Source organism: Sutterella massiliensis (assembly GCF_016899755.1).
Lineage (GTDB): Bacteria > Pseudomonadota > Gammaproteobacteria > Burkholderiales > Burkholderiaceae_F > Sutterella > Sutterella massiliensis.
Genome location: NZ_JACJJC010000006.1, coordinates 123,778 through 146,875 on the forward strand (window position 1 = coordinate 123,778; position 23,098 = coordinate 146,875).

The window sequence follows — 23,098 nt, forward strand, 5'->3', positions numbered from 1 at the left end:
TTAGTGAGTCCGATATGCAAAACACGCCGATCATGCACAAAGCACAGAATAAGCGAGCGAAGACCGCTGCCCCGCCGCTCCGGGTTGCCTTCGGGTGCGTCTTTGCACTCGCCGCTTCACTGTCCGCGGGTGCTGCCGAAGCCGTCTCGAGCGACCTCTACCGCATCGACCTCGCGCGCACAAACGAAGCGGCGTCGCGCTTTGGCGAAGGCATACTGGCCTATGCGCCGCCCGTATCGGCTTCGGCAGAAGACTATGTCTTCGAGTACCACGCGCCCGAGGGACAACCCCCCGACCTTATCGGCCTCACGATTGTCAACGAATCGACAGGCCGCCCGATTTCCGCTCTACCCTTCTCGATTGGCAATGGTTTGGCCGTCGGTCTCACGGGTACGTTGACGTATCGGATGTTTGGTCGCGAGTACCGGTGGACGAACAACAATCCGCGCGCAGCGGGTACGGTCGGACAGCTGCCGGCGGCCGAACTCGGCGCCGCACTAACGCTCGGACCAGCTGTGCCAGTACCTGAAAACGCCTCCGAGGACATTCTGGCATCTCTCTCAAACCCTGCGAATCTCTCGGGCGAGAACCTGCGCGTGTGGCTCATCTGCACGCAAAAGCCCTGCCGCGTTTCGGGCACGAGCTTTATTTACCCGGCTCTTAAACTAGCCCTTTCGAGCGGTCTGCGAGGCGAGCGGTCTCACACGCGTCCGAGCGACCTTTACCTCACGCGCAGCGGGACCGCCACAATTTCAAGCAGCTGCACGCTCTCGGTCGACCCACAGACCATTCGCTTCGGTAATGTTCGGGCGCGCCGCAGCAAGGGCCCGCTCGACCTCTCGCGCTCGAGCACCGTCTCGATCGCCTGTCGAAACGGAGGATCGTCTCCCGTCGCGATTTCGATCGATCCGGCTCACCTCTACTACGAAGGAAACCGTAAATTCGCAGCCTTCACGCACGAGAACGGCACCCGATTCAGAGGCATCGGTCTTGTCTATGCCTTCGATCGCGCGAATCTCGTCTGCAGCGGTCAAACGCCCGACTGGCGCACACGCCACCCGTTCGGCTCGCTCAACAACGGAAAACTCTCGCAACCGGTCTACTGGGGTCTTTGCCAGCTCGAACCCGACACGGATACGGGCGCCTTCTCAACGACGGCAACGCTTCGCTTCTGGGTGAATTGACGGTCGTCCCGACCGCCTGCTCTCACAATTCAGTCCTTAGGACGAATGTCGGAAAGCCGCCAGCCGAAAAGACTGATGACGGCAAAGTAAAGGAGCGCGGCCGCTGCCACCATGCCGAGGACGCCTGCGGCGCGAACGGTCCATGTCATCGTCGACCAGTCGAGTCCGCGCTGCCCGAACCAGAGCGCCGCCCCCATGACGGCACTCCCGGCCAATACGCGCAGGAGATACCGCCCCCAGCCCGAAAGCGGCGAATAGATCCCGCGCCGGCGCAGGAGCACGAGAAGCGTCGCCGCATTGACGCAGCTGCCGAGCCCCACGGAGAGCGCGAGCCCTGCGTGCGAAAAGAGCGGCACGGCGACGAGGTTCACGAGCTGCACGACAACGAGACTCAGAAACGCAACCTTGACGGGCGTACGGATGTCTTTTCGCGCATAAAAAGCAGGCGCGACGATCTTGAGCGCAATGAGGCCAATGAGTCCCACCGCATAGCCGACAACAGCTGCGCCCGTCTTCGCGACGTCGGCGGGCGTGAAGTTCTGCCCCTGAAAGAGAAAGGCGACAAGCGCATCGGCCGTGAGCCACAAGCCGATGCTCGCCGGAACGCCGACAAGCATCACGAGCCGAAGCCCATGATCGAGAAGTCGGTTGTAGCGAACATCGTCCGACTTCGCATATGCCGCAGAGAGCCCAGGGAGAAGCACGGTGCCGAGCGCCGTACCGAGGAGCGCCGTCGGAAACTCCATCAGACGATCCGCATAGTTGAGCCACGTCACCGCGCCGTGCCCAAGGTGCGAAGCAATGTTGGTGTTGATGATGATCGAGAGCTGCGCGACACCGACGCCAAAGAGCGCCGGCACCATGAGCTTCATGACGCGCTTGACGCCGTCGTCGGCAAAGCTCTCGCGAACGCCGCGCGGGCGAATGATGACGCCAAGTCGCGCGAGCGCAAGCACTTGCGTGCCGAGCTGCAGTACGCCCCCGACGATCACGGCCGCAGCAAGCGCCCAGATGGGTTCGTCAAGATAAGGGGCCGCAAAGACCGTGAAGCCGATGAAGGAGATATTGAGCAGTACGGGAGTCGCAGCCGGAATTGCAAAATGCTTGAGCGTGTTGAGAATGGAAGCAGCGAGCGCCACGAGACTCATGAAGGCGATGTACGGGAACATGAAGCGCGTCAGCGCAGACGCCAAATCGAATGCCTCGGGATTCTCTGCAAGACCGCTCGCGATGAGCCACACAAGCACCGGGGCGACGAGCACCCCCAAAACGCTCGCGCCCAAAACCGCAAGCCCGAGCACGGTGAATACATGGTCGATAAAACGTGCGCAGCGCTCGGGGGTCGCGTTCTCGCGCACATCCGAAAGCATCGGCACGAAGGCCTGCTGAAAAGCGCCTTCCGCAAAGAGCCGCCGCAGTATGTTGGGCAGTCGGAACGCCACATAAAACGCGTCGGTGGCGGCGCTTGCGCCGAAGTAGCGGGCAATGAGCATGTCGCGGATTACGCCTGTTATTCTCGACACGAGCGTCAGACCCGAGATGGTCGCAGCGGACTTAATGAGAGACATCGTTCACCGTTGGGCAAAAAGGCGCGAAAAATATTGAAGAAAAATGGCTCAGCCGTTGTTGAGCGATTCGAAATTTGGTATAGTTTAGGACTTTTCGAGGTCGCGCAATCGACGTCGACGGCCGCAGTACGCGGTTTGACGGCGCGACTCGAAACCAGATGAATAAATTACCGGCCGAGCCCACGCTCGCGATTGTTTGCAGCGGCGATCGGCACAGTAACTACTGATCGTCGACTGTTTTTAGGCAAGGACACTTAAAAAATGGCTAATACCAAGCAAGCCCGCAAGCGCGCCCGCCAGACCGTTGCGCGCAACCTGCATCTCGCTTCCCAGCGCAGCCAGTACCGCACCGCCATCAAGAAGGTGCGCAAGCTCGTCGCCGCCGGCGACAAGGCCGCTGCTCAGGAAGCTTTCAAGACGGCTGAATCCGTGATCGACACGATGGCCCGCAAGCGCGTTCTCCACGGCAACGCCGCTGCCCGTCACAAGAGCCGCCTCGCGGCCTCGATCAAGGCTATGGCCTAATTTTCGGTCTTTTGACCGATCGGGAGCGAAGCGCCTCGAAACGCTTCGCCTCTCGAACAAAAAGAGCCTCGTCTCCCGCACAAGGAGTCGAGGCTTTTTTCGTGCCCGCATTTTCGTACCCGCAGCCCGATCAATTCCTGCTTCGGTCCCCCAACATACGGGCAAAGACGGTACCCAAAGAAAGGCGGCAGCGCTTCAAGCCTCAAAGTCAATCGAACGCAAGCTCGAAGCGGCCCCAAAGCCCGGAAAACCGTCGACTCGGCAGGCACCTCATGGATAAAGGACAAATTGTAGACACTCGCCGCGCGCACGCCGAATGCCCCGTCACGGCGGTTCAGAGCGAATACCACATCATGTGGCGCGAACCGGAAACGTCGATCTTCCCGACCTCGAAGGAACTCGGCATCGGCTTCGTTCCTTACAGCCCGCTCAACCGCGGGTTCTTAGGCGGCGACATCAACGAGTACTCGCAGTTCGATCCCGCACACGACACCCGTCAGACGCTGCCGCGCTTCACGCCCGAAAACCTTCGCAAGAATTACCGCGTCGTTGAGGCGCTTCACCGGTTCGGGCGCACCCGCGGCATGACGGCCGCTCAGGTGGCGCTCGCCTGGCTCCTCGCCAAGGGCGACTTCATCGTCCCGATCCCGGGCACGACGAAGTTCTCGCATATGGAAGAAAACTTCCGTGCGGCCGACTTCACGGTGGCCGAAGCCGACTGGCAGGCGCTTGAAGCAGAAATCGACGCAATCGGCATCGCGGGCGACCGCTACCCCGCAGACGAGCAGGCGCAGGTTGAAAAGCGCTGAGTTTCAATAAGGGAAGCCTCGCCAAACGCGCGAAGCCCGCGGCAGCTTCAACTGCTCGCGGGCTTCGCTTTTGTCGCGTCAAGCGGTCTCGGGCGAGAATCTTCAGTTCGAGTCTCTCATCACCCACACAACCGCATCAGCGCACGATCGATCAGCGGGCGTTCATGGCCTTATCGATCGAGAACGGCCAGGCCTGGTAGCCCGAGCAGTTCTTCAGCTGAATTTCGACGGACGGTTCCTTCGCGCCCCACTTGAACTCTTCGATGAAGGGGTTCGGCGACGAAGTGAAGGCACCCGAAGCGAGGTCGAACGAAGCGCCCGCCGTAGCCGAGTAGACGAAGATCGAGTTCTTGTCAGCCTGATATTCGGTGAGCGAAGTCACGGGGCTGTACCATTCGTGACCGCGTTCCTTGCCGTATTCCCAGACCTGCTGAACGGTCATCTTCTTCTGGTCGATCTTGTAGATCACGGCGCGCGAGTACTTCATTTCGGGAAGGGCAGGCTGCTCCATGCCGCGCGCATCGCCGTTGTCGAAGGCCGACAGATAAAGGATGTCGCCCTTGCTCTTTTCGTCGATCTTGAAGGCCGTGTGCTGCGTCCACGTCCAGTCGAAGTCGCCTTCGCACTTGCTGCCTTCGCACTTGATGGGCTTGCCGTCGGCATCAACAGGCGTCAGGACCTTTTCGGCCCAGCCCTTCTTCCAGCCTTCGGGGGAACCGAGGATCCACTTCACCTTCTTGTCGCGGCCGATCTTGATCATCGCGGACTGATGGCGCGAAGAAATGATGATCGAGTCGTCTTCGGGGTCGTAGTCGACGGAGTTGACATGCGCCCAGTTGCGGCCCGCGCCCGTGCCGACGATGTCGCCGAAGCGGTCGGACTTGTCGAGCGCCTTGATGTCTTCTTCCGTAAGGGTCTTGCCCGCCTGCGAAGCGTCGATATTGAGACAGACCGCACCCTGGTCAAGAACCTTCAGAACGTTGTCGCGATACGGGTCGAGAATGTCGGCCAAGCGCCATTCGTCAACGACGACGCCTTCCTGGTCGATTTCAGCAATCACGTCGCGCACCGTGTGCACGTTCTTGCCGTCGGGACGCTTGAAGTTCGAAGAGGCCACGCGCAGGAAGAAGTGACCGTTCTGCGCATCGTCCATCGAGTGCGAGTAGTCGGAGAAGCGCAGCGGCAGGCGGCGGTTGAAGACTTCGCGGCCCATGATGTCGTACTTGACGTAGCGCTGGCCGTAACCCCACGAGAGCATGCCGTCGTCGTTCTGCTTGAAGCCCATCATCACGCCCGCACTGTAGATCGAGTTGAGATCGTAGATGGGGTTGGCAAACATGTACCAACGGACGTGACCGGCCGTGTCAAGAATCGTATTCTGCGGCCAGAAATTCCATTCGAGAGCACCGCCCGCGGGGTTGTTCCAGACGACGCGCGTGCCGATGCCCGACTTTTCGGCAATGTTGTTGACGAAGTAGAGGCGATCCTTGAATTCGGGATCGACCTTCTTCACTTCAACGCCGTAGGGCATCTCCTTTTCCATCGTGATGCCGGCTACTTCAAAGTAGACAGGCGGCGCATAGAGCTGGATCGTGTCGGTGAATTTTTCGCTCTTGCCGCGCAGTTCACGCGTGTAGGAGATTTCAACGTGATTGACGTAATCGGGATAGAGACCGAAAACGGGAATGCCGCCGTGCGTGAGGACCTGACGATTCGAGACGTTGTATTTGATTTCCTGGCCGTTGGGCTTCGGAAGCACGCGAACCGTGACGTCCTTCACCGTGTAGCCGCCGTCGCGAACGATCGCCGTAAGCGGCGCAATGCCGTACGGATTCATCATGACTTCGCCCAAATGGCCCTGAACGTGATAGTCGATCTTTGCGCCCGAGGGACCGCCGATGGCAAAGGCTGCAAACGGAACGGATGCGACGACGGCGATCGCGGCGAGCTTCATCTTGAGATTCATTGCTTCTCTCCTTTCTTGTGAATCGAGTGCTCGAGGGCTGGGCGCGCGGCAAAGAGCAGCACGCTTCGAGCGCACGGAGAGAAGTTTGGCGGACAAGCGCCATTGCGAACAGACGCATTTTCGCGAGAAGGCGGCCACTCTTTCGGGACTGCCATTTGTCAATTCTGGGAAACAGCTCTGCCGCTAAGAAAGACAAGCGCCTACCGTTCTCTTGGGAAAAGCGCGAGGTTGCATCTGCAGGAATCTCCAATGCGGTATTCCAACGCGAGCTCCTCTGCACTCGCAGTCCGCTCAATGCAGAACCGGGACGTCCTCGGGATTCGGCAGCGGCGGAATCGCCGCGAGGAAGTGGCTTCTGAGCCACTGCAGCGCCGGATCCCCCTGCGTGCGTTCGTGCCAAACAAGAACGGGCTCAAATGTCTTCGCATCCGAAGGACGTCCGAGCACAACGAGTTCGCAACCGATCTGATTGAAGCGGTGAGCGAGCTGCAGCGGCATCACGGCGACAAGATCCGTGCAGCCCAAGAGGGTCGGGAAGAGCGAAAAATACGGCGTCCAGACGGCCGTATCGGCCGCGCGCAACTGAATGTGGCTCTGCGGAACGGAAAAGTGATCCATGCGCAGGTGATGACGCGGCGTCACGCTTACGCCAAGCTTGCGATAAGCCCCAATGTCGCGCATCGTCACCGATTCGCCCGCAGCCACTCGGTGTGCGAGCGGATGATCGGCAAGCACGGCGAAAACGAAGATGTCGCGGCAGACGACTTGCGTGCAGAAATCTTCAAGCCGCTCCGAATACGGGTAGAGCGCGAGATCGAGTTCGCCAGACTTCAGCTCCTCGGTGAAGTCGGCGTTGAGCGGCAGAAAGTTCACGCCGCAATTGGGCGCATCCCGGAGAATGTTTGTGAGTCCGTGCGAGAGATAGCAGAAGACGCCCTGGTCGACCGCACCGATGCGGAACATCCGCGACTCTCTGGCTGGCGAAAAGACGTCGGACGCACTTCGAAGCATCTCTTCGTAGCCGCGCAGGAGCCGCCGCATCGGTGCCTCAAGCTCCTTGGCGCGCTGCGTCGGACGCATGCCGTGCGGATAACGGTGAAAAAGCTCGTCTTTAAAGACCGCCCGCAGCTTCGCGATCGTGCGGCTCGCCGACGAAATGCTGACGCCGCACGTTTCGGCCGTGTTGGAGAGATTGAGCGTCTCGATGAGACTCGTGAAAATGCGAACGGCCTCAAAGTCGAGGTTCGGAAGCTGCGTCATCTTTTCGGTCCAGGTTGTTCTGATTGCTTGAGCCTAACGGAATGCCCGGCAAAAACCAAGGCAGAAATGCCTTCACATGAAGAAAACCTGGCCCCGACGGTTCCCGTTTTTCGGAAAACTTCTTCAGACACGGACAGCCCCGAAAGATTGCTCCCGAGCTTAAGCTTCCCGCATCAATTGCCCGGAATCACGAAAAAGAGCACCGCGAAAAATTGCAGCGCCGTGCCAGCCAGCACGAAAAGATGCCAGATGGCGTGGTTGTAGGGAAGTTTCTCCCAGAGATAGAAAATGACACCCGCACTGTAGGCGATTCCGCCCCCCGCCAGAAGCCAAAGCCCTGCGGGCGGCAGCGCTTCAATGAGCGGTTTGATGACAAAAATCACGCACCAGCCGAGCGCAAGATAAAGAATGCAGTTGATCCAGTCGGCAATACGAATGAGGAGCGGCTGAAGGAAAGCGCCGGCGAGTCCGATCGTCCAGACAATCGCGCAGAGAACCGTTCCTCGGGTGCCGCCCAGCGTGACGAGGCAAAAAGGCGTGTAAGTGCCTGCAATAAGAAGATAAATGGCGCTGTGGTCGAGCACGCGCAGCACCCGCTTCGCCCCGGGCTGCGGCAGCGCATGATAGAGCGTCGAAATAAGGTAGAGCACGATCATCGAAGCGCCGAAGACGGCGCCACTCGCCACGACAACCGTGCTGCGGTCATGCCAGAGCGAACTCATCACGAGTACGACGAGCCCCACAATCGACAGCGCGGCGGCGAGCCCGTGCGTCACAGCATTTGCCACTTCTTCGCCGAACGAATAGCCGCCCGTGTCGCCTGCCGCCCATGCGCGCGATCCGACGAGGCCTTTTGCTCCGGCCGTTGTCTTAAATGCGGCGCCTTCTCTCACGATCAAATCCCTTTTGAAAAAACCAGTCTCCGTATTGTCGAAAAAAGATTAACTCAAAAAGGTTACTTGGATTAGGTATAAACCCGCCCTGACTGCGCAAATATGTATCCGATCGTTGCTCGCCCCATGTCGGCGCACGAACTCATCTGTCATGCCAACGATTTGCCTCTTAACCGACCAGCAGAAATCTCCCGAACATCATGAACGAGAGCGCTCGGGGCAAAACGCTCGCCCAGCCACCTCGTCCTCGCCGATCAGTCGCCGAAGAAAACGGGTTCGGGCTCAAGCGCAACGTCAAATCGCTTTTGAACAGCCCGCACGATATCGTCCGCGAGCGCGACCACATCCTCACCCGTAGCGCCGCCCGCATTGACGAGAACGAGCGCATGCTTGTCGTAAACCGCTGCGCCGCCGCGCCGGCCTTTGGACGTCCCCTTGAAGCCGCAGGCGTCGATCAGCCAGCCGGCAGCGAGCTTCACGCGATCTCCGCCGATCGGATACGTCACGAGGCTGCCGTACTGCGTGAGAAGTTCTCTCGCCTTCACGACGGGCACGATCGGGTTTTTGAAAAAACTGCCCGCGCTGCCTATCTCGGCAGGATCCGGGAGCTTTTCGGCGCGTATTGCGCGAACGGCTTCGGCAACCGAATCGGGGGTTAGTTCCCGACCCGACCCGTCTGCAAAGCGTTCGGCAAGCGTTTTGTAGCCGAGAATGGGCGCCCAAGCTTTCGGCAGCCGCAGCGTCGCTTCAAGCACGACGAACCGTCCTTCATTTTCCGGACGCTTAAAAACACTCATGCGATAGGAGAAGTCGCAGGCCTCAAGGTCAAACGTACGGACTTCGTCGTTTTGTGCGTCGTAAACGAGCGCCGACACGAAGCGCTCGGCAAGCTCGAGTCCATAAGCGCCTACGTTCTGCACGACGGCGCCGCCGACGCTTCCGGGAATGGCGGACAAGTTTTCAAGGCCGCCCGCTCGCTTCAATGTCTCGCGAACGAGCCCGTCGAGACTCTCCCCGGCGCCGGCCGTGACGAGAAGGGCGTCGTTCTCGGGGGATTCTGCGAAAGAAATCCCCCTCATCGCCGGGTGAATAACGAGGCCCGAAACGTGCGGCATCGACACGATGTTGGCGCCGCCGCCGAGAAGGCGCACGCGAAGCCCTTTTTCCCGCGCAAAGACAAACGCTTCGCGCAGCGCATCGAGCGAATCGACCTCGACATATGCTTCGGCTGTCGATGGCAGGCCGAAGGTCGTCAGCGCTTCGAGAGACTTGTCGAATTCAATATTGAGCATGCTTCGGGCTCCGTCCTGTTCGTCCAATGGCGAGCTGAAAGTCAAACCGGAAGAAAAAACGCGGGGCGCGGACGCTTGCAGTCCGCTGCCCCGCAGCTTGAGGACAGATGCCCTACGGCACCAGTCCGTACTCGCCGCAAACGGGATTACGATCGGGCCCCTCCGAGGTGGCGCCGCTCGCAATCCCTTTACGCAAAGATTACACGAACGCGCCGTGCTCGATCGTTCGCTCGGCAAGACGACGGCGTACCGCCGCTTCGATCGCTTCCGACGTGAGGTTGAGCTCCCGCATCACCTCGTCATGCGAGCCCTGCTCGACGAAAGCGTCGGGAAGCCCGAAGTGCATAACGGAAACAACGAGACCGGCCTCCTCAATGACGGACGAAACCCCTTCGCCCGCGCCGCCCGCAAGCGCGCCCTCTTCAGCCGTCACGACAAGCGAATGCGAAGCGGCTGCGCGCAGAATCACGGCTCGGTCAAGGGGCTTGGCAAAGCGCATGTCGATCAGGGTCGCATCAAGCGCCTCGGCCACGGGCTTCAGAACGTTCGTCATGGCGCCGAACCCGAGGAAGGCGACGCCGTGCCCGGCGCGCAGCGTGCGCGAAACCCCCACGGGAATGGTTTCAAAGTTAGCGCTCACTTCTACGCCGGGTCCTTTGCCGCGCGGATAGCGGACGGCCGCTGGCGTATCCATGGCGAACGCCGTATTGAGCATCAGACGGCACTCGTTTTCGTCCGAAGGCGTCATCACGGTCATGTTCGGGATGCCTCGAAGTTCGGCAATGTCAAAGGCCCCCTGGTGCGTAGCGCCGTCCGCGCCCACGATGCCGCCGCGGTCGACGGCAAACATGACGGGGAGATTTTGGAGCGCCACGTCGTGAATGACCTGGTCGAGCGCGCGCTGCAGGAACGTCGAATAGATGGCAACGACAGGCTTCAAGCCCCCGCAGGCCAAACCCGCGCCGTAAGTGACGGCATGCTGCTCGGCAATCGCGACGTCGCGGTAGCGCTCGGGAAAGCGCTTCTCGAATTCAACGAGCCCTGAGCCCTCGCGCATGGCGGGCGTGATGGCGTAGAGACGATCGTCGCGCTCGGCCATATCGCACACCCAACGCCCGAATATCTGCGTGTAGGTAGGTTTGTCGGGCTTATCGGAAACCACGATCCCCTTTTGCGGGTCAAAGGGCGAGACGCCGTGATAGAGCGTCGGATTGAGCTCGGCGGGCTTATAGCCCTTGCCCTTTTGCGTCGCGACATGGAGCACGAGCGGCTGATCGAGCTCTCGGAGGTTGCGTAGCACCTCGACGAGCTCCTTGAGGTCGTGGCCGTCGATCGGTCCGTAGTAGTTGAGGTCGAACGCACTGAAGATCGCCGAGGGCGGGCTCACGAAATTGATCGCCTGCTTTTCCATACGCTTGGCGATGTCCCAGAGGCAAGGCACGTGCTTCAGGGCACGCTTGCCTCGTTCGCGGGCGCTATTGAAGGCGCGCGTCGAGACAATCTTTGCGAGGTGCCCCGAGAGCGCCCCTGCGGGCGGCGAGATCGAGCAGTCGTTGTCGTTAAGGATGATGAGAAGCTTCACGCCCGACTTGTAGACGCCTGCGTCGTTGAGCGCTTCGATCGCCATGCCGCCCGTGAGCGCACCGTCGCCGATCACGGCAACGGTCCAGCGATCGGTTTCGCCCCTGAGTTTCGCAGCAACCGCCATGCCGAGCGCGGCCGAAATCGAAGTCGACGAGTGCGCGGTGCCGAAGGCGTCGTGCTCGCTTTCGCTGCGCTTGGGGAACCCCGAGAGCCCGTGAAAGCGCCGCAGCGTACCGAAGCGCCCCTTGCGGCCCGTGAGAATCTTGTGTGCGTACGCCTGGTGACCGACGTCCCAAATGATGCGGTCGCGCGGCGTATTGAAGACGTACTGAAGGGCGATGGCGAGTTCAACCGCGCCGAGCGAGCTCGAGAGATGGCCGCCCGTCTTCGAGACGCTCTCGACCATGAAGCCGCGGATCTCTTCGGCGAGTGAGGGAAGCGCCGCTTCAGGCAGCCCGCGAAGGTCTTCGGGCGAATCGATGCGGCTCAAAAGCGGAAAGCGGCCTTCGGGCGCAGCGGATTCGCTCTGCGTCTCTTCTGCAGCCGCGCCCATCGCCTCTTTCGTTTCGCTCGCTTGGCTCTTCATATCGACTCCGGTATTGATCAATGTGTTCTTTTCGTTGCGCCGCAGCGCCCCTTTCTGGACAGCCTCAATGCGTGCGGCTCGTGACGTAATGCGCAATCTCTTCGAGACGCCTGAGGGCCCCGGCTTCGACCGCGGGGTCGCGCCCGATCAGCGCGAGCGCTTCGAGCGCCTCGTTCAAAAGCGATTCGGCGCGGGCCTTGGCGCCCTCGAGTCCCAAGAACGACACCCACGTGGGTTTGTCGTCCTTTTCGTCTTTGCCGGCCGTTTTGCCGAGCGTGGCGGTGTCCTGCGTGCAGTCGAGAATGTCGTCGACCACTTGGAAGGCGATGCCGATCGACTGCGCGTAGCGCACGAGCCCGGTCTTCGTTTCGGGCGTCAGAGCATCCCAGTCGCCCGCCTGCGCGCCCATGAGGACGGCGGCCAAAATGAGCGCACCCGTCTTCATCGACTGCATGCGCGCGAGTTCGGCTTCGTCCGGCTTTTCGCCCACCATCGCGAGGTCAAGCGACTGCCCGCCGCACATGCCGAAAACACCGGCGCCGCGCGCAAGCGTGCCGACGAGACGCATGCCCGCCGCCGGGTCGTCAATCCCGGCGAGCACCGCAAAAGCTTCGGCCTGCAGTGCGTCGCCCGCGAGCATCGCTTCGGCTTCGCCGTAGCGCACGTGCGTCGTCGGCCGGCCGCGGCGCAGCGTATCGTTGTCCATCGCAGGCATGTCGTCGTGCACAAGGCTGTAGCTGTGAATGAATTCGAGCGCGAGCGCAGCGCGGTTGAGCCGCTCGGCGGGCGCGCGGGAAATCTCGCCGGCCGCATAGCAAAGGAGCGGTCGAATGCGCTTGCCGCCGCCCAAAACCGCGTAGCGCATCGCGCCCACGAGGCGCTTGGGCTCCTGACCGGGTTTCGGAAGCATCGTCTCGGCAAGCCACTCGAAGTGGCGGGCCCGCTCGTGCGCCCAGGCGCTGAATTCGATTGCCTCGCTCATGTCGTTACCTTTGCTCTACCTTCTTCGTCGTTTTCTGTCTTTTAACTGGCTTCAGAACGGAATGTCGCTCGCCGAAAGCGAAGCGCGCCCGGCCGTCTTCTCTTCTGTCTTCTGCGCATTCTTTGCACGCAGCGCTTCGATTCGGCCGCGCGCGGCCGCGAGCTCCCCTTCGCAACGCTCGAGAAGCGCCGCACCGCGTTCGTAGGCGGCCACGCTCTCGCGAAGCGTCACGGTGCCCGAGGCCATTTTGGCCGTCAGGTTTTCAAGCTCTTCGAGCGCCTCTTCAAAGGAGAGCGCTTCAACGGGTTTCTGAGCGGAGTCGGTCATAAAGCATTCCGTTTGTCGCGTGTTGCCACGGCGGCCGCACGGGCGGTCTCAAACCGCACGTGGCGCGCGCACCACTTCGGGCGGCGCGCAGTCGCGTACGTCCTCTGAAGCAGCCGATCGGCAAATTTGAACGATTGTAGCGAAACGTTTCACCCGAGCGCACGCACGCCGGGTGCTCGCTGCGGTTGATCGTTTCTATCCGAGCGATCGAAAAGTCAGGTGTCCGCTTCGGGCCCGCTCTCGCGCGGCAGCGCCGGATGCCGCGCCCACTCGGACCAAGAACCCGCGTAAAGGCGCGCTTCGTCCGCGCTGAGGAGCCCCGCACGGTCCATGGCAAGGACATTGAGACAGGCGGCAACGCCCGAGCCGCAGCTCTGCACGATATCGGCGGGCTTGGCTTTGTATTTCGCCAGGAGCGTTTCGAATTCGAGCCGCAGGCGCTCGGGCGACTTCATGCGCCCGAAGGCGTCGACATTTTCCGAAGCAGGCCGATTGAGCGACCCCGGAATGCGGCCCGCCGCCCCGTCAAGCGCAATGTCGCTCTTCTCTTCACCGAGCCAGCGCGTATGCGGGCGGGCGTCGAGAAGCTTGAAAGTGCGATCGTCGAGGTTGCGCACCACGTCGTCGAGCCCGATGACGCAGGGCCCCGCGGCCGGCGCAAAAGCCGCCGCCCGTTCGCGCTTCTCGGCGAGCGCCTCGACGAGCCCCGTTTCCGTCGGCAGTCCCAACGCACGCCAGCGCGTCAGGCCGCCTTCGAGCACAGCACAGTCGGGGTAGCCTGCGAGCCGCGCGCAAAGAAGCGCCCGCGCGGCAAAGGTCATTGCGCCTTCGTCCACGAAGACGAGGCGGTCTTCGGGCAGCACCCCGAAGGCGACGAGCGCCTCGCGGACATGCGATGCCGCCGGCCACGGATGACGGCCGCTCTCGGCTGTTCTCGGCGACGTGAAAACCGCCTCAAAGGAGAGAAACCGCGCGCCCGGCACGTGCGCTGCGGCAAAGCTCGCGCGCGCGGCCGCCGCGTCGCCCGTGAGATTCGAGCGTACGTCGATCAAGACGAGGCGCGGGGCGCGAAGCGCCGCAAACATGTCGGGCACCGACTCGTGCGCGGGCTCGAGCCGCCCGAGTGCACTCGAAGCCTTGGAGAGTTCCGCATACGTTTCGGGCGACATGAAAAAGCCGTGACCGAAGTCCTGCATAGCGTCCACCTTTGTTGTTGTCGTGTTTTGTCGTGATGATTTTCGTTCGTTTCGACGCGCTGACGTACCACAGGAGCCGTTCGCTCGCCGCATACCACCCGCGCGCCTCACGTCAGCATCCATTGTCGCATTGCGGCCACCCGAGCAACGCTCCCCAACACGCCGAAAATCACGCAGAACGACGCAGGAAACACCGCTCGTCGATCCCTTTCGGGACGCAAACCGCATCGCAACCCTCCATTCCACAGCCTTTTGTCATGCCGCGCCGCCCCATATACGTAAAAACAATTACGTTTTCTTCGCCTAAGCGGTACCGTTATGTGAAGCGACTTGGATAAGCCCGTGTCAAAACAAACTTTCAGGGGATCTTAACGTTTCAAACTACCCATAAAGAGATATTTCAATTGTCTTTCAGCGTCGCAGAACAAACACGATTTCGCCAAATCTTGCGCAACGACAAAAAGTCGGGGTTCCGCCCGAACGGGGCCTTTCCCCCTTTAGGCGACAAAACTTTTCCAAAAAATCAAATCTCTTTACATTTTTCCCTAAGGTTTTAATGTTTTATGCGTATTTTTAATTAAAAAATTACCCGTAATTCCTCAAAAGTCGAGCCCCCATACAATCGAAACAACGGGGAGCGATTTCCTGTTGGACGGCCTGTTGCCCGCGCGTTTTTCGCCCGCTTGCAGGTCGTTGGCGAATGCCGTTGGGGGGCCGCGAGAGCGGCAAACAGCTTCCGAGCGGTCGCGCGCGCGAAGCGCCGGCATTGACAAAAACACAAAATCCAATCAATCGCTAAGGTGGAGAAAACTATGTCCTCCAATAAAAAGAGTCTCAGCCTCGCCTGGCAAATGATGATCGGCCTTGTGCTCGGTATCATCGTCGGCGCCATGGTTGACTCGTCGTTCGCGCAGAGCTACCTGCAGCCGCTCGGTCAGCTCTTCATCCGCTTGATCCGCATGGTGGTCGTGCCTCTCGTCATCGCCACGATCATTGCTGGTGCTGCCGGCATTTCCGACACGGCCAAGCTCGGGCGCGTCGCCATCAAGGTGCTGCTCGTCTATGCCATCACGACGGCCATTGCCGTTGCAATTGGTTTGCTCTTTGCAAACTTCATTCAGCCGGGCATCGGTCTCAACCTCTCGACCGAAGGCCTGCAGATGAAGGCCGTCACTTCGCCCAAGCTCGTCGACACGCTTCTCGACATCGTGCCGATCAACCCGATGGAAGCCCTCTCTAAGGGCAGCATGCTGCAGATCATCTTCTTTGCCGTGATCTTCGGCTTTGCGCTTTCCGGGCTCGGTGAACGCGGCAAGCCCGTGCTCAACTTCTTTACGATCGTCGGCGACGTAATGATTCGCATGACGAGCATCGTGATGCTCTACGCGCCGATCGGTGTTTTCGGCTTGATCTCCTACACGGTTGCACAGCACGGCATCGCCGTCCTGCTTCCGCTTTTCAAGCTCCTTCTGACGTCCTTCTTTGCCACCGCCTTCCTCGTGATCGTCATCCTCGCGCCGATGGTTGCCATCCTCGCGAAGACCGGCCCGAAGAAGTTCTTCAAGGGCATTTTCGAGCCGTGGCTCATCGCCTTTACGACGTGCTCCTCGGCCGCGGCGCTGCCCGCGAACCTCGTTGCCGCCCGCAAGCTCGGCGCCTCGAAGGCCGTCTCCTTCTTCTCGATTCCGCTCGGCAACACGATCAACATGAACGGTACGGCCGTCTACATGGGCGTGTGCGCTGTCTTTGCGGCTGAAGTCTACGGCATCAACCTCACGATCACCGACCAGGCCACGGTCGTTCTGATGGGCGTTCTCGCCGCCGTCGGCACCGCCGGCGTTCCGGGTGCAGGCCTCATCATGACGACGATCGTCTTTACGCAGGTCGGTATTCCGCTCGAAGCCGTGGCGCTCATCGCCGGTATCGACCGCTTCCTCGACATGATCCGTACGTCGATCAACGTGGTGGGCGACGTTGCCTCCGCGCTCGTCGTGACGAACCTCGAAGGCGACCTCAACAAGGAACCCTACGTCGAAGGCGAATCGTAAGTCCGACGCTGATTTGTCAGCGGCGATTTGCCGAGGTCTTTGACCTCTGAAGATCAGGCCGGCGCGCGTTTTCGTTGACGCGCGCCGGCTTTTTTTTGCGTCTGCCGCTTGATACGCGTCGGCGCGCCGAAGCAGTCAAAGAACCGCTCGAAATAGCCGAAGAGCGGCTAAGATTTCTGCATTCGCGCCGCGTCTCTTCTGAAGTCATTCGACATCCGGACACTGAATCGGCGCGGCTCCCACCAATCAAAAAGGAGTTTCTCGACATGCAGCAATGGAAGTTCGGCGCCGCCTTGGGCGCCTGTGCGATTCTTCTCACCGGTTGCGCCACTGCGCCGAGCGGCCCCGCGGGCGACGTGCCTGCGCTTGAAGGCAAGACCTTCATGTGGGCCGAGGGCGCCAACAGCGAATGCGAAATTCCGCCCACGATCGCCTTCGAGAAGGACCGCGTCTCCGGCAACGGCGGCTGCAACAGCTTCACGGGCGGCTACAAGCTCGAAGGCAAGGCGATTTCCTTCACGAACTTCGCAATGACGATGCGCATGTGCGGCCCGGCCTTCATGGATGTCGAACAGCGCTTCACGGCCGCGCTTGGCAAAGCCCGCTTTGCGACGGCCGAAGGCGAAAACGTGACGCTCTGGGGCGAAGACATGCAGCCCGTTCTGAAGCTCGTGCCAGAACGCCCGGGCCGCTGTGACTAGAAGGCGCTTGTCGCGCCGACCTGCCGGCGCACGCACCGCCATTAAAGATGGGCGGCTTTCTCATAGGAAACGCCGCCCATTTTTCGTCTCATTCAACTTAACGCCGCAGATCGCCCTTCAGCGTCGCGCACCGTAAGCGTTTTCTTCGGGCTTACTCAATGCGCCGCTCCCCAGTTGGGGCCCGTACCGACTTCGGCAATGAGGGGCACGGCAAGCTCGGCCACCTCCGCCATCAGTTTGGGGAGCATCGTGCGCACGCGTTCGACCTCTTCAGGAGGCGCCTCGAGCACGAGTTCGTCGTGCACCTGCAGAATGAGGCGCGTCTTCAGGTTTTCCTCGGCGAGCCACCGGTCGACCGCGATCATCGCAAGCTTGATGAGGTCGGCCGCCGTCCCCTGCATCGGCGCATTGATGGCCGCACGCTCGGCAGCGGCCTTGAGGTTGCGTCGGCCGCTCCGAATCTCGGGCAGCCAAAGCCTGCGGCCGAACACCGTCTCGACAAAACCGGCCGCATCTGCAGCCGCACGGGTGCGCTCCATGTAGCGCTTCACGCCGGGGAAACGCCGGAAGTATTCGTCGACATAGGCCGCCGCCACCTTGCGGTCGAGCCCGAGCTGCTGCGCGAGTCCGAAGGCGCTCATACCGTAGATGAGCCCGAAGTTGATCACCTTGGCCATGCGGCGCTCGTCGCTCGTCACCTGTTCAATGGGCGTCGCGAACACTTCGGATGCGGTCGAGCGGTGAATGTCTTCGCCGCGCGCAAAGGCCGAGAGAAGCCCCTCGTCGCCAGAGAGGTGCGCCATGATGCGCAGTTCGATCTGCGAGTAGTCCGCGTCGACGATCGTCCAGCCCGGACGCGCTTCGAACGCCTCGCGAATGCGTCGGCCTTCGGGCGTGCGCGCCGGAATGTTCTGCAGGTTCGGCTCCGAACTCGCGAGTCGCCCCGTCACGGCCGTTGCCTGCCCGAACGTCGTGCGGATGCGCCCGTCGCCGTCGGTCATCTTCGGCAGCTTTTCAAGATAGGTGCTTCTGAGCTTCGTGAGCCGGCGGTACTCGAGAATGATCTTCGGGAGCGGATAGTCGAGCGCGAGTTCCGTGAGCACTTCTTCGTCGGTCGAGGGCGTCCCCGAAGCGGTCTTCTTCACGACCGGGCACCCGAGCTCGGCAAAGAGAATTTCGGCAAGCTGCTTGGGACTGGCCATATTGAATTCGCGGCCGGCCGTTTCGTAGGCTTCGCGCTCGAGCGCTTCAATGCGTACGGCCAGTTCCTTCGACTCTTCGAGGAGCAGCCGACAGTCAAGCGCAACGCCCTCGCGCTCCATGCGAAAGAGCACGGGCATGAGCGGACGCTCGATCGTTTCGTAGACGCGCAGTAAGGCCGCGTCGCGCGCGAGACGCCGATCGAGCACCGACCAAAGTCCGCGCACGGCCGCCGCCTCTTCGGCAAGAAGCCGCATGAGCGCGCCCTCTTCGCACTCGCGCCAGGGAAGGCGCTTGGCGCCCTTGCCGAGCACGTCTTCGGCACTCGGCACGCGCCGCCCGAGCGTACGGGCGGCCAACTTCGAGAGCTCGTGCCCGAGATGCGCCTCAAGGACGTAGTCCATGAGCATCGTGTCGTCGATCGTGCCGCCTACGGCGCACTTCAAATGTGCGAGCACGTGCAGCGCCGCCTTGGCGTCGTGAAAGACCTTGGGCGCATCCGAAGCGAGCCACGGGCCGAGCACCTCGGCAATCACGCTCGAGCCGAGCGAAACGCTCGTCATCACGACGAAGACATCCTTCGGGCTCGTTGCGATCGCTAGCCCCGCAAAATCGGGCTTCTGTGCGCGGCCGTCGTAAAGAAGCGCCACGGCGGCAGGAAGTGCACAAGTCGCGAGTCGATTGGCAAGCGCCTCGAGCGCTTCGCGCGAATCGAGAGCCGTAAAAGGAATTTCGTCGGGGTTTTCTGCGGGCGCCGTCACAGTCACGGCAACGGGCGCCGTCGGCGTCGCCGCGGCAGCAGGGAGCACTTCGGCGCGCGACGCAGCGCTCGAAGCGTTTTTGCCCGAACGCAGGCGCAGTGCCTTCACGGGCGCAGCCGCCGCTTCTGCACCCGAGGACGCTTCGTCAAAAAGCGAACCTTGCGCAAAGGCGGCCGTATCTGCCGCATCGGCCGATTCCGCCGATTCGGCGGCTTTCTCGCGACCGAGCTTAGCGGCGCGAGAAAGCGCCTCCCCCGATTCGATCGCCTGCGCGGCGCGCTTGGCCGCATCGGCGCCGCCCGCCGCAGCGCGCAGCACGGTTGAGAGCCCGATCTCCCAACGGATACCGAAAGCGGAAAGCGCTGCGGCATCCGGTTCGACAAACCGAAGCGCCTCAAGCGAATCGACGCCCGGGATCTCGGCATCGCACTTCACCGTAACGAGCGCCCGACCGAGGTCGAGCTCGCCCAAGCCCGCGCGCAGCTTCTCGCCGATCTTGCCGCTCACTTCGTCGGCACGGCGCACGATTTCGTCGAGGCTGCCGAATTCGTTCACCCACTTCGCGGCCGTTTTCGGACCGCACCCGGCGATGCCGGGCACGTTGTCGACCTTGTCACCCATGAGCGCCAGGTAGTCGATGATGCGCTCTGGATAGACGCCGTACTTTTCCTTGACGCCTTCGCGGTCGTAGAGCTTGGTGTTCATCGTATTGAGAATGACGATGCGCTCGTTCACAAGCTGCGAGAGGTCCTTGTCACCCGTCGCAACAACAACGTCCATGCCCTGCGCGGCCGCACGCGTCGCGAGCGTGCCGATCACGTCGTCGGCTTCGATCCCGGAAACGCAAACGAGCGGCCAGCCGAGTTCGCGCACAATCGCCTTGAGTGGCTCGATCTGCACGCGCAGATCGTCGGGCATCGGCGGACGGTTTGCCTTGTAGTCCGGGTACATCTCGTGGCGGAAAGTCTTGCCGGGCGCGTCGAAAACGATCGCGGCGAGGTCGGGCTTTGTCATCGTCTGCACGCGGCTCAGCATCCCGAGAAACCCTTTCATCGCACCTGTCGGCTCGCCCGCACTCGTCGTGAGTGCAGGGAGCGCGTGATAGGCGCGGAAAAGGTAATTGGAGCCGTCAATCAGAAGAACTTTCGTCATAAATACGCCGCACGCACGTGCGCTGCAGAATCAAATGGTGTTGCCGGAAGGGATGGGTTCTTGCGGGCGTCTGCGCCCGAGAGCCGCGCGCGCCGAAATGGCGGTGCATCAAGTGTTGCGCGGCGCGCTCAAGAATAGCCGAAACACTTGCTGCGCGAGGCCTTTGCGGGCGATCTTCGAGGCATAATACGAAGTGAAGAGAGCGCGAAAATGCGCGTCGATATCCGAGTCCGACGGAGGAGCGGCTCGGCTGTCCGGCTGAAAACCAGCGCGCCTCCCGCGCCCCCCAGGGTGTTCGGCGCCCTTTGCGAGTACCGCGCCCCATCCACTTTCGGGAAAAACGAAGATGCTCAAAAAAACAATCATCACGACGGCATTCCTAATCGCCTCGGGCCTTGCCGTTGCCGCCGGTCCCGATGCACCGCCCCCTTACGCCGGCGACGTTGACGCCGTTCGCGCGCAGGCGCCGAAGCCCGCGCGCACGCTCGAACCGAAGTCGCCCGACGCCGGCATGTCGCTTGCGCCGACCGAGGAAGACATGGCCAAAGCGCGCGAAGACCGCGAACGCGGCCACGCACCGAAGCACCCGAGCAAGCGCACGGAAATTGAGGCCGTCCGCGACCCGAACAACCACGTGACCGAATACGTGGTGACGCCGGGCTCGACCAAGATTCCTTACAAGATTGAAAACCGCTCCGACCGTCCGATCGATACCTATCCGGGCGGCAACCCGAGCGGCACGCTCGGCACACCGAAATTCATCGAATTCGGCTGGTAATCCTGCCTTGGGCAGTCTTCAAGTCTCGCGAGAGGCTTCTTTGAGGAAACAGGACGCCCGAGACCGCATCCGCATGCGGTTTATCGGGCGTCCTGCGTCGTTTACTGTTCGACTTCGAGAGATGTTCGGTTGAGCTTTGATTGACGCCTGCGTGCTGCCCGCTCTCACATCCTTTCACCCTTACGATCTCCATCCGTCACCATTCACTCATGGCCTCCCAATCGAGCCTTCGACAGAGCACCTTCTGGCTGAACGAATCCTTCCGCGCCGTGCGCACGCAGCCCTTTGCCTACACGGGCGTCGTCGTGTTTTCGCTTTTGGCGAGCGGCCTTCTTTCGAGCCTGCCCATTGTCGGCATGCTGCTCGCAAGCCTCTGGATGCCCTACGGGGCGATTTTGACGGGGCTCGGCGCACGCGACGCACTTTCGGGCAAAACGCCCGGGTACGGCGTTCTCGGCAAGGCCTTTTCCGACCGCAAGCTTCGCAACCAGTTCTTCACGATCGGGATCCTCTCGGCGATCTGGCTTGAAATCGTTTCTGCCGTCTTTGCGATTCTCGGGCGCGAGTCGCTCGAGAAGTGGAAGATCACGGCCGAAGGCATCGACCTCGAGTCGATTTACGCGAACTTCCCGACCACGGCGCTCGTTGTCGCCTTCGCGCTTTACGTGCCGCTTCTGATGCTCACAACCTTTTCGCCGCTATTGATCGCACTCAATAAGCAGCCTGTCGGCAAGAGCCTCTTCTTCTCCTTTTTCGGCGTCCTGCGCAATCTCGGCCCGATCGTTCTCTACCTCGTCGTGCTCCTTGTCGGCGCCACGGTCGTGACGCTTGCCGTCGAAGCGTTCTTTGCCGCGATCGGACTCCCGGCGGCCGTCGCCTTTACGGCGCCCATTCTGATGTGCTTCCTTTCGGCGCTCTCGCAGGCCGGTGTCTGGGCAATGTTCCGCGACTTCTTCGGCTCGACCCGCGTCGAAGGCTGATCGCGCTGCCGCAAACGTACGGAACACATATTCGCGGGCCTTGAGAACGAGGCCCGCAGCGTTTTACGCTCAATCGAATAGCGAGCCCTGACGTTCGTCGGGCTTTTCGAGGGGCGAACTTACCGAGAGCCCCAAAAGCCGCACGCCGCCCGGCGGGATCTCGACCCCGGCCAAGAGTGCGTGCGCGGCCTCAAGAATCGAATCCTTCTCGAGAAAAGCGCGCGGTTGCGTGACGCTGCGCGTTTTGGTCGTGAAGTCGAAGAAGCGAATTTTGAGAGTCAGAGTCGATCCCTCGAACCCGTGGCGCGCGAGTCGTCGGGCGAGATCTTCGGCGATGGCTTCCAGGTGCTTTTCAAGGCGCTCTCCGCGCACGTCTTCCGGGAACGTCTCTTCGCAGCCGACGCTTTTGCGCTCGCGCTCGGGCGTCACTTCGCGCTCGTCGATGCCGCGTGCGAACTTGTAGAAGATCGTGCCCATCTGGCCGAAATTGTCCGTGAGGCGCCCGAGCGGCATGGCGCGCAGTTCGGCCCCCGTCGTGATCCCGAGCGAATGAAAACGCTTGGCGGTTGCCGGCCCCACGCCCCAGAAAGCTTCGATCGGCAGTTTGTCGATAAAGTCCTGAGCGCGCGCCGGATGGATGGTGCAAAGCCCGTCGGGCTTACGCCAGTCGGAGGCGATCTTCGCCAAAAACTTGTTGTAGGAAACCCCGGCGCTAGCCACGAGTCCAATCTCGCGGCGAATGTCGGCCTTGATGCGGCGCGCGACCTCGACGCCGAGCGAAAGACCGAGCTTATTGTGCGTGACGTCGAGATACGCCTCATCGATGGAAAGCGGCTCAATGAGGTCGGTGTAGCGGCTGAAGATTTCGCGAATCTCGGCGGAAACGGCCTTGTAGTGGCTCATGCGGCCTTCGACGAAGACGAGCGACGGGCAGAGTTCGCGGGCTCTGCGGCTCGGCATCGCGCTTCGCACGCCGAAGCGGCGCGCCTCGTAGCTCGCCGTTGCAACGACGCCGCGCGCGTCGGCGTGCCCGACCGCCACGGGGCAGCCGCGCAATTCCGGGCGGTCGCGCTGCTCGACGGCCGCATAGAACGCATCCATGTCGATGTGCAGAATCTTGCGGGAGACGTCGTTCGGGAAGATCGGATCGCTTTGACTCATATCGAAAACCGGGGCGCCGAAATGTCGAAGCCGCCCGAATCGCGAGCGGGCGGCGGGCTTCACGGGCGAGAGCGCATCCTACGCAAGACTTACCTAGTAGAAGAAGGCTTCGCGCGATTGGCCGTGAAAGAACGCCCTAGAATCG

18 protein-coding genes are annotated in these 23,098 nt (G+C 61.5%); 7 read left to right on the top strand and 11 right to left on the bottom strand.

Annotation, left to right across the window (positions count from 1 at the left end):
- Positions 1-14 precede the first annotated feature (14 nt).
- The gene (locus H6A60_RS05340) at positions 15-1,184 is read left to right on the top strand and encodes a hypothetical protein (RefSeq protein ID WP_205102375.1); all 1,170 of its coding nucleotides are present in this window, start codon (positions 15-17) and stop codon (positions 1,182-1,184) included.
- 29 nt (positions 1,185-1,213) lie between these two features.
- Here the strand turns inward: H6A60_RS05340 and murJ are convergent, their stop codons facing one another.
- Positions 1,214-2,752: a murein biosynthesis integral membrane protein MurJ gene (murJ, locus tag H6A60_RS05345; RefSeq protein ID WP_205102376.1), complete on the bottom strand. Its 1,539-nt coding sequence runs from the start codon at positions 2,750-2,752 to the stop codon at positions 1,214-1,216.
- Between the two features lie 261 nt (positions 2,753-3,013).
- On the opposite strand from murJ, the gene rpsT reads away from it, so the two are divergent.
- Positions 3,014-3,277 (top strand): 30S ribosomal protein S20, encoded by a 264-nt coding sequence (gene rpsT, locus H6A60_RS05350; protein WP_205102377.1) that lies wholly within the window; start codon positions 3,014-3,016, stop codon positions 3,275-3,277.
- 272 nt (positions 3,278-3,549) lie between these two features.
- The gene (locus H6A60_RS05355) at positions 3,550-4,086 is read left to right on the top strand and encodes an aldo/keto reductase (RefSeq protein WP_205102378.1); all 537 of its coding nucleotides are present in this window, start codon (positions 3,550-3,552) and stop codon (positions 4,084-4,086) included.
- Between the two features lie 151 nt (positions 4,087-4,237).
- Here the strand turns inward: H6A60_RS05355 and H6A60_RS05360 are convergent, their stop codons facing one another.
- The 8 genes from H6A60_RS05360 to H6A60_RS05395 form a co-directional block, all read right to left on the bottom strand.
- A complete protein-coding gene (locus H6A60_RS05360) occupies positions 4,238-6,052 on the bottom strand; it encodes an aryl-sulfate sulfotransferase (RefSeq protein ID WP_205102379.1) in 1,815 nt (604 codons plus the stop codon).
- Positions 6,053-6,343: 291 nt separating this feature from the next.
- Positions 6,344-7,312 (bottom strand): LysR family transcriptional regulator, encoded by a 969-nt coding sequence (locus H6A60_RS05365; RefSeq protein WP_205102380.1) that lies wholly within the window; start codon positions 7,310-7,312, stop codon positions 6,344-6,346.
- Between the two features lie 173 nt (positions 7,313-7,485).
- Positions 7,486-8,205: a PAQR family membrane homeostasis protein TrhA gene (gene trhA / locus H6A60_RS05370; protein WP_205102381.1), complete on the bottom strand. Its 720-nt coding sequence runs from the start codon at positions 8,203-8,205 to the stop codon at positions 7,486-7,488.
- A gap of 254 nt (positions 8,206-8,459) precedes the next feature.
- Complete coding sequence (gene murB, locus H6A60_RS05375) at positions 8,460-9,497, bottom strand: UDP-N-acetylmuramate dehydrogenase (RefSeq protein ID WP_205102382.1); 1,038 nt, start codon at positions 9,495-9,497, stop codon at positions 8,460-8,462.
- 199 nt (positions 9,498-9,696) lie between these two features.
- On the bottom strand, positions 9,697-11,634 hold the full coding sequence (gene dxs, locus H6A60_RS05380) for a 1-deoxy-D-xylulose-5-phosphate synthase (protein WP_205102407.1): 1,938 nt from the start codon (positions 11,632-11,634) through the stop codon (positions 9,697-9,699).
- Positions 11,635-11,731: 97 nt separating this feature from the next.
- Positions 11,732-12,649, bottom strand: coding sequence for a polyprenyl synthetase family protein (locus H6A60_RS05385; protein WP_205102383.1), 918 nt, complete (start codon positions 12,647-12,649; stop codon positions 11,732-11,734).
- A gap of 51 nt (positions 12,650-12,700) precedes the next feature.
- Complete coding sequence (locus H6A60_RS05390; protein WP_205102384.1) at positions 12,701-12,976, bottom strand: exodeoxyribonuclease VII small subunit; 276 nt, start codon at positions 12,974-12,976, stop codon at positions 12,701-12,703.
- A 215-nt stretch (positions 12,977-13,191) separates the two neighbouring features.
- Positions 13,192-14,172, bottom strand: coding sequence for a sulfurtransferase (locus H6A60_RS05395; RefSeq protein ID WP_205102385.1), 981 nt, complete (start codon positions 14,170-14,172; stop codon positions 13,192-13,194).
- A gap of 812 nt (positions 14,173-14,984) precedes the next feature.
- Between H6A60_RS05395 and H6A60_RS05400 the strand changes: the two genes are divergently transcribed.
- Both H6A60_RS05400 and H6A60_RS05405 read left to right on the top strand, forming a co-directional pair.
- A complete protein-coding gene (locus H6A60_RS05400; RefSeq protein ID WP_205102386.1) occupies positions 14,985-16,220 on the top strand; it encodes a dicarboxylate/amino acid:cation symporter in 1,236 nt (411 codons plus the stop codon).
- 266 nt (positions 16,221-16,486) lie between these two features.
- A complete protein-coding gene (locus H6A60_RS05405; RefSeq protein ID WP_205102387.1) occupies positions 16,487-16,921 on the top strand; it encodes an META domain-containing protein in 435 nt (144 codons plus the stop codon).
- Positions 16,922-17,076: 155 nt separating this feature from the next.
- Here H6A60_RS05405 and polA read toward each other — a convergent pair whose 3' ends face one another.
- Complete coding sequence (gene polA, locus H6A60_RS05410) at positions 17,077-20,034, bottom strand: DNA polymerase I (protein WP_205102388.1); 2,958 nt, start codon at positions 20,032-20,034, stop codon at positions 17,077-17,079.
- Positions 20,035-20,380: 346 nt separating this feature from the next.
- On the opposite strand from polA, the gene H6A60_RS05415 reads away from it, so the two are divergent.
- Complete coding sequence (locus tag H6A60_RS05415) at positions 20,381-20,812, top strand: hypothetical protein (protein ID WP_205102389.1); 432 nt, start codon at positions 20,381-20,383, stop codon at positions 20,810-20,812.
- A 209-nt stretch (positions 20,813-21,021) separates the two neighbouring features.
- On the top strand, positions 21,022-21,792 hold the full coding sequence (locus H6A60_RS05420; RefSeq protein ID WP_205102390.1) for a BPSS1780 family membrane protein: 771 nt from the start codon (positions 21,022-21,024) through the stop codon (positions 21,790-21,792).
- A 69-nt stretch (positions 21,793-21,861) separates the two neighbouring features.
- On the opposite strand, the gene dinB is transcribed toward H6A60_RS05420, so the two are convergent.
- Positions 21,862-22,953, bottom strand: a complete 1,092-nt coding sequence (gene dinB / locus H6A60_RS05425) for a DNA polymerase IV (RefSeq protein WP_205102391.1) — start codon at positions 22,951-22,953, stop codon at positions 21,862-21,864.
- Positions 22,954-23,098: the final 145 nt, after the last annotated feature.

Coding starts and splice junctions, on each gene's coding strand:
- H6A60_RS05340 (WP_205102375.1), top strand. CDS start 15: ATGCAAAACACGCCGATCATGCACAAAGCACAGAATAAGCGAGCGAAG.
- murJ (WP_205102376.1), bottom strand. CDS start 2,752: ATGTCTCTCATTAAGTCCGCTGCGACCATCTCGGGTCTGACGCTCGTG.
- rpsT (WP_205102377.1), top strand. CDS start 3,014: ATGGCTAATACCAAGCAAGCCCGCAAGCGCGCCCGCCAGACCGTTGCG.
- H6A60_RS05355 (WP_205102378.1), top strand. CDS start 3,550: ATGGATAAAGGACAAATTGTAGACACTCGCCGCGCGCACGCCGAATGC.
- H6A60_RS05360 (WP_205102379.1), bottom strand. CDS start 6,052: ATGAATCTCAAGATGAAGCTCGCCGCGATCGCCGTCGTCGCATCCGTT.
- H6A60_RS05365 (WP_205102380.1), bottom strand. CDS start 7,312: ATGACGCAGCTTCCGAACCTCGACTTTGAGGCCGTTCGCATTTTCACG.
- murB (WP_205102382.1), bottom strand. CDS start 9,497: ATGCTCAATATTGAATTCGACAAGTCTCTCGAAGCGCTGACGACCTTC.
- dxs (WP_205102407.1), bottom strand. CDS start 11,634: ATGGGCGCGGCTGCAGAAGAGACGCAGAGCGAATCCGCTGCGCCCGAA.
- H6A60_RS05385 (WP_205102383.1), bottom strand. CDS start 12,649: ATGAGCGAGGCAATCGAATTCAGCGCCTGGGCGCACGAGCGGGCCCGC.
- H6A60_RS05390 (WP_205102384.1), bottom strand. CDS start 12,976: ATGACCGACTCCGCTCAGAAACCCGTTGAAGCGCTCTCCTTTGAAGAG.
- H6A60_RS05395 (WP_205102385.1), bottom strand. CDS start 14,172: ATGCAGGACTTCGGTCACGGCTTTTTCATGTCGCCCGAAACGTATGCG.
- H6A60_RS05400 (WP_205102386.1), top strand. CDS start 14,985: ATGTCCTCCAATAAAAAGAGTCTCAGCCTCGCCTGGCAAATGATGATC.
- H6A60_RS05405 (WP_205102387.1), top strand. CDS start 16,487: ATGCAGCAATGGAAGTTCGGCGCCGCCTTGGGCGCCTGTGCGATTCTT.
- polA (WP_205102388.1), bottom strand. CDS start 20,034: ATGACGAAAGTTCTTCTGATTGACGGCTCCAATTACCTTTTCCGCGCC.
- H6A60_RS05415 (WP_205102389.1), top strand. CDS start 20,381: ATGCTCAAAAAAACAATCATCACGACGGCATTCCTAATCGCCTCGGGC.
- H6A60_RS05420 (WP_205102390.1), top strand. CDS start 21,022: ATGGCCTCCCAATCGAGCCTTCGACAGAGCACCTTCTGGCTGAACGAA.
- dinB (WP_205102391.1), bottom strand. CDS start 22,953: ATGAGTCAAAGCGATCCGATCTTCCCGAACGACGTCTCCCGCAAGATT.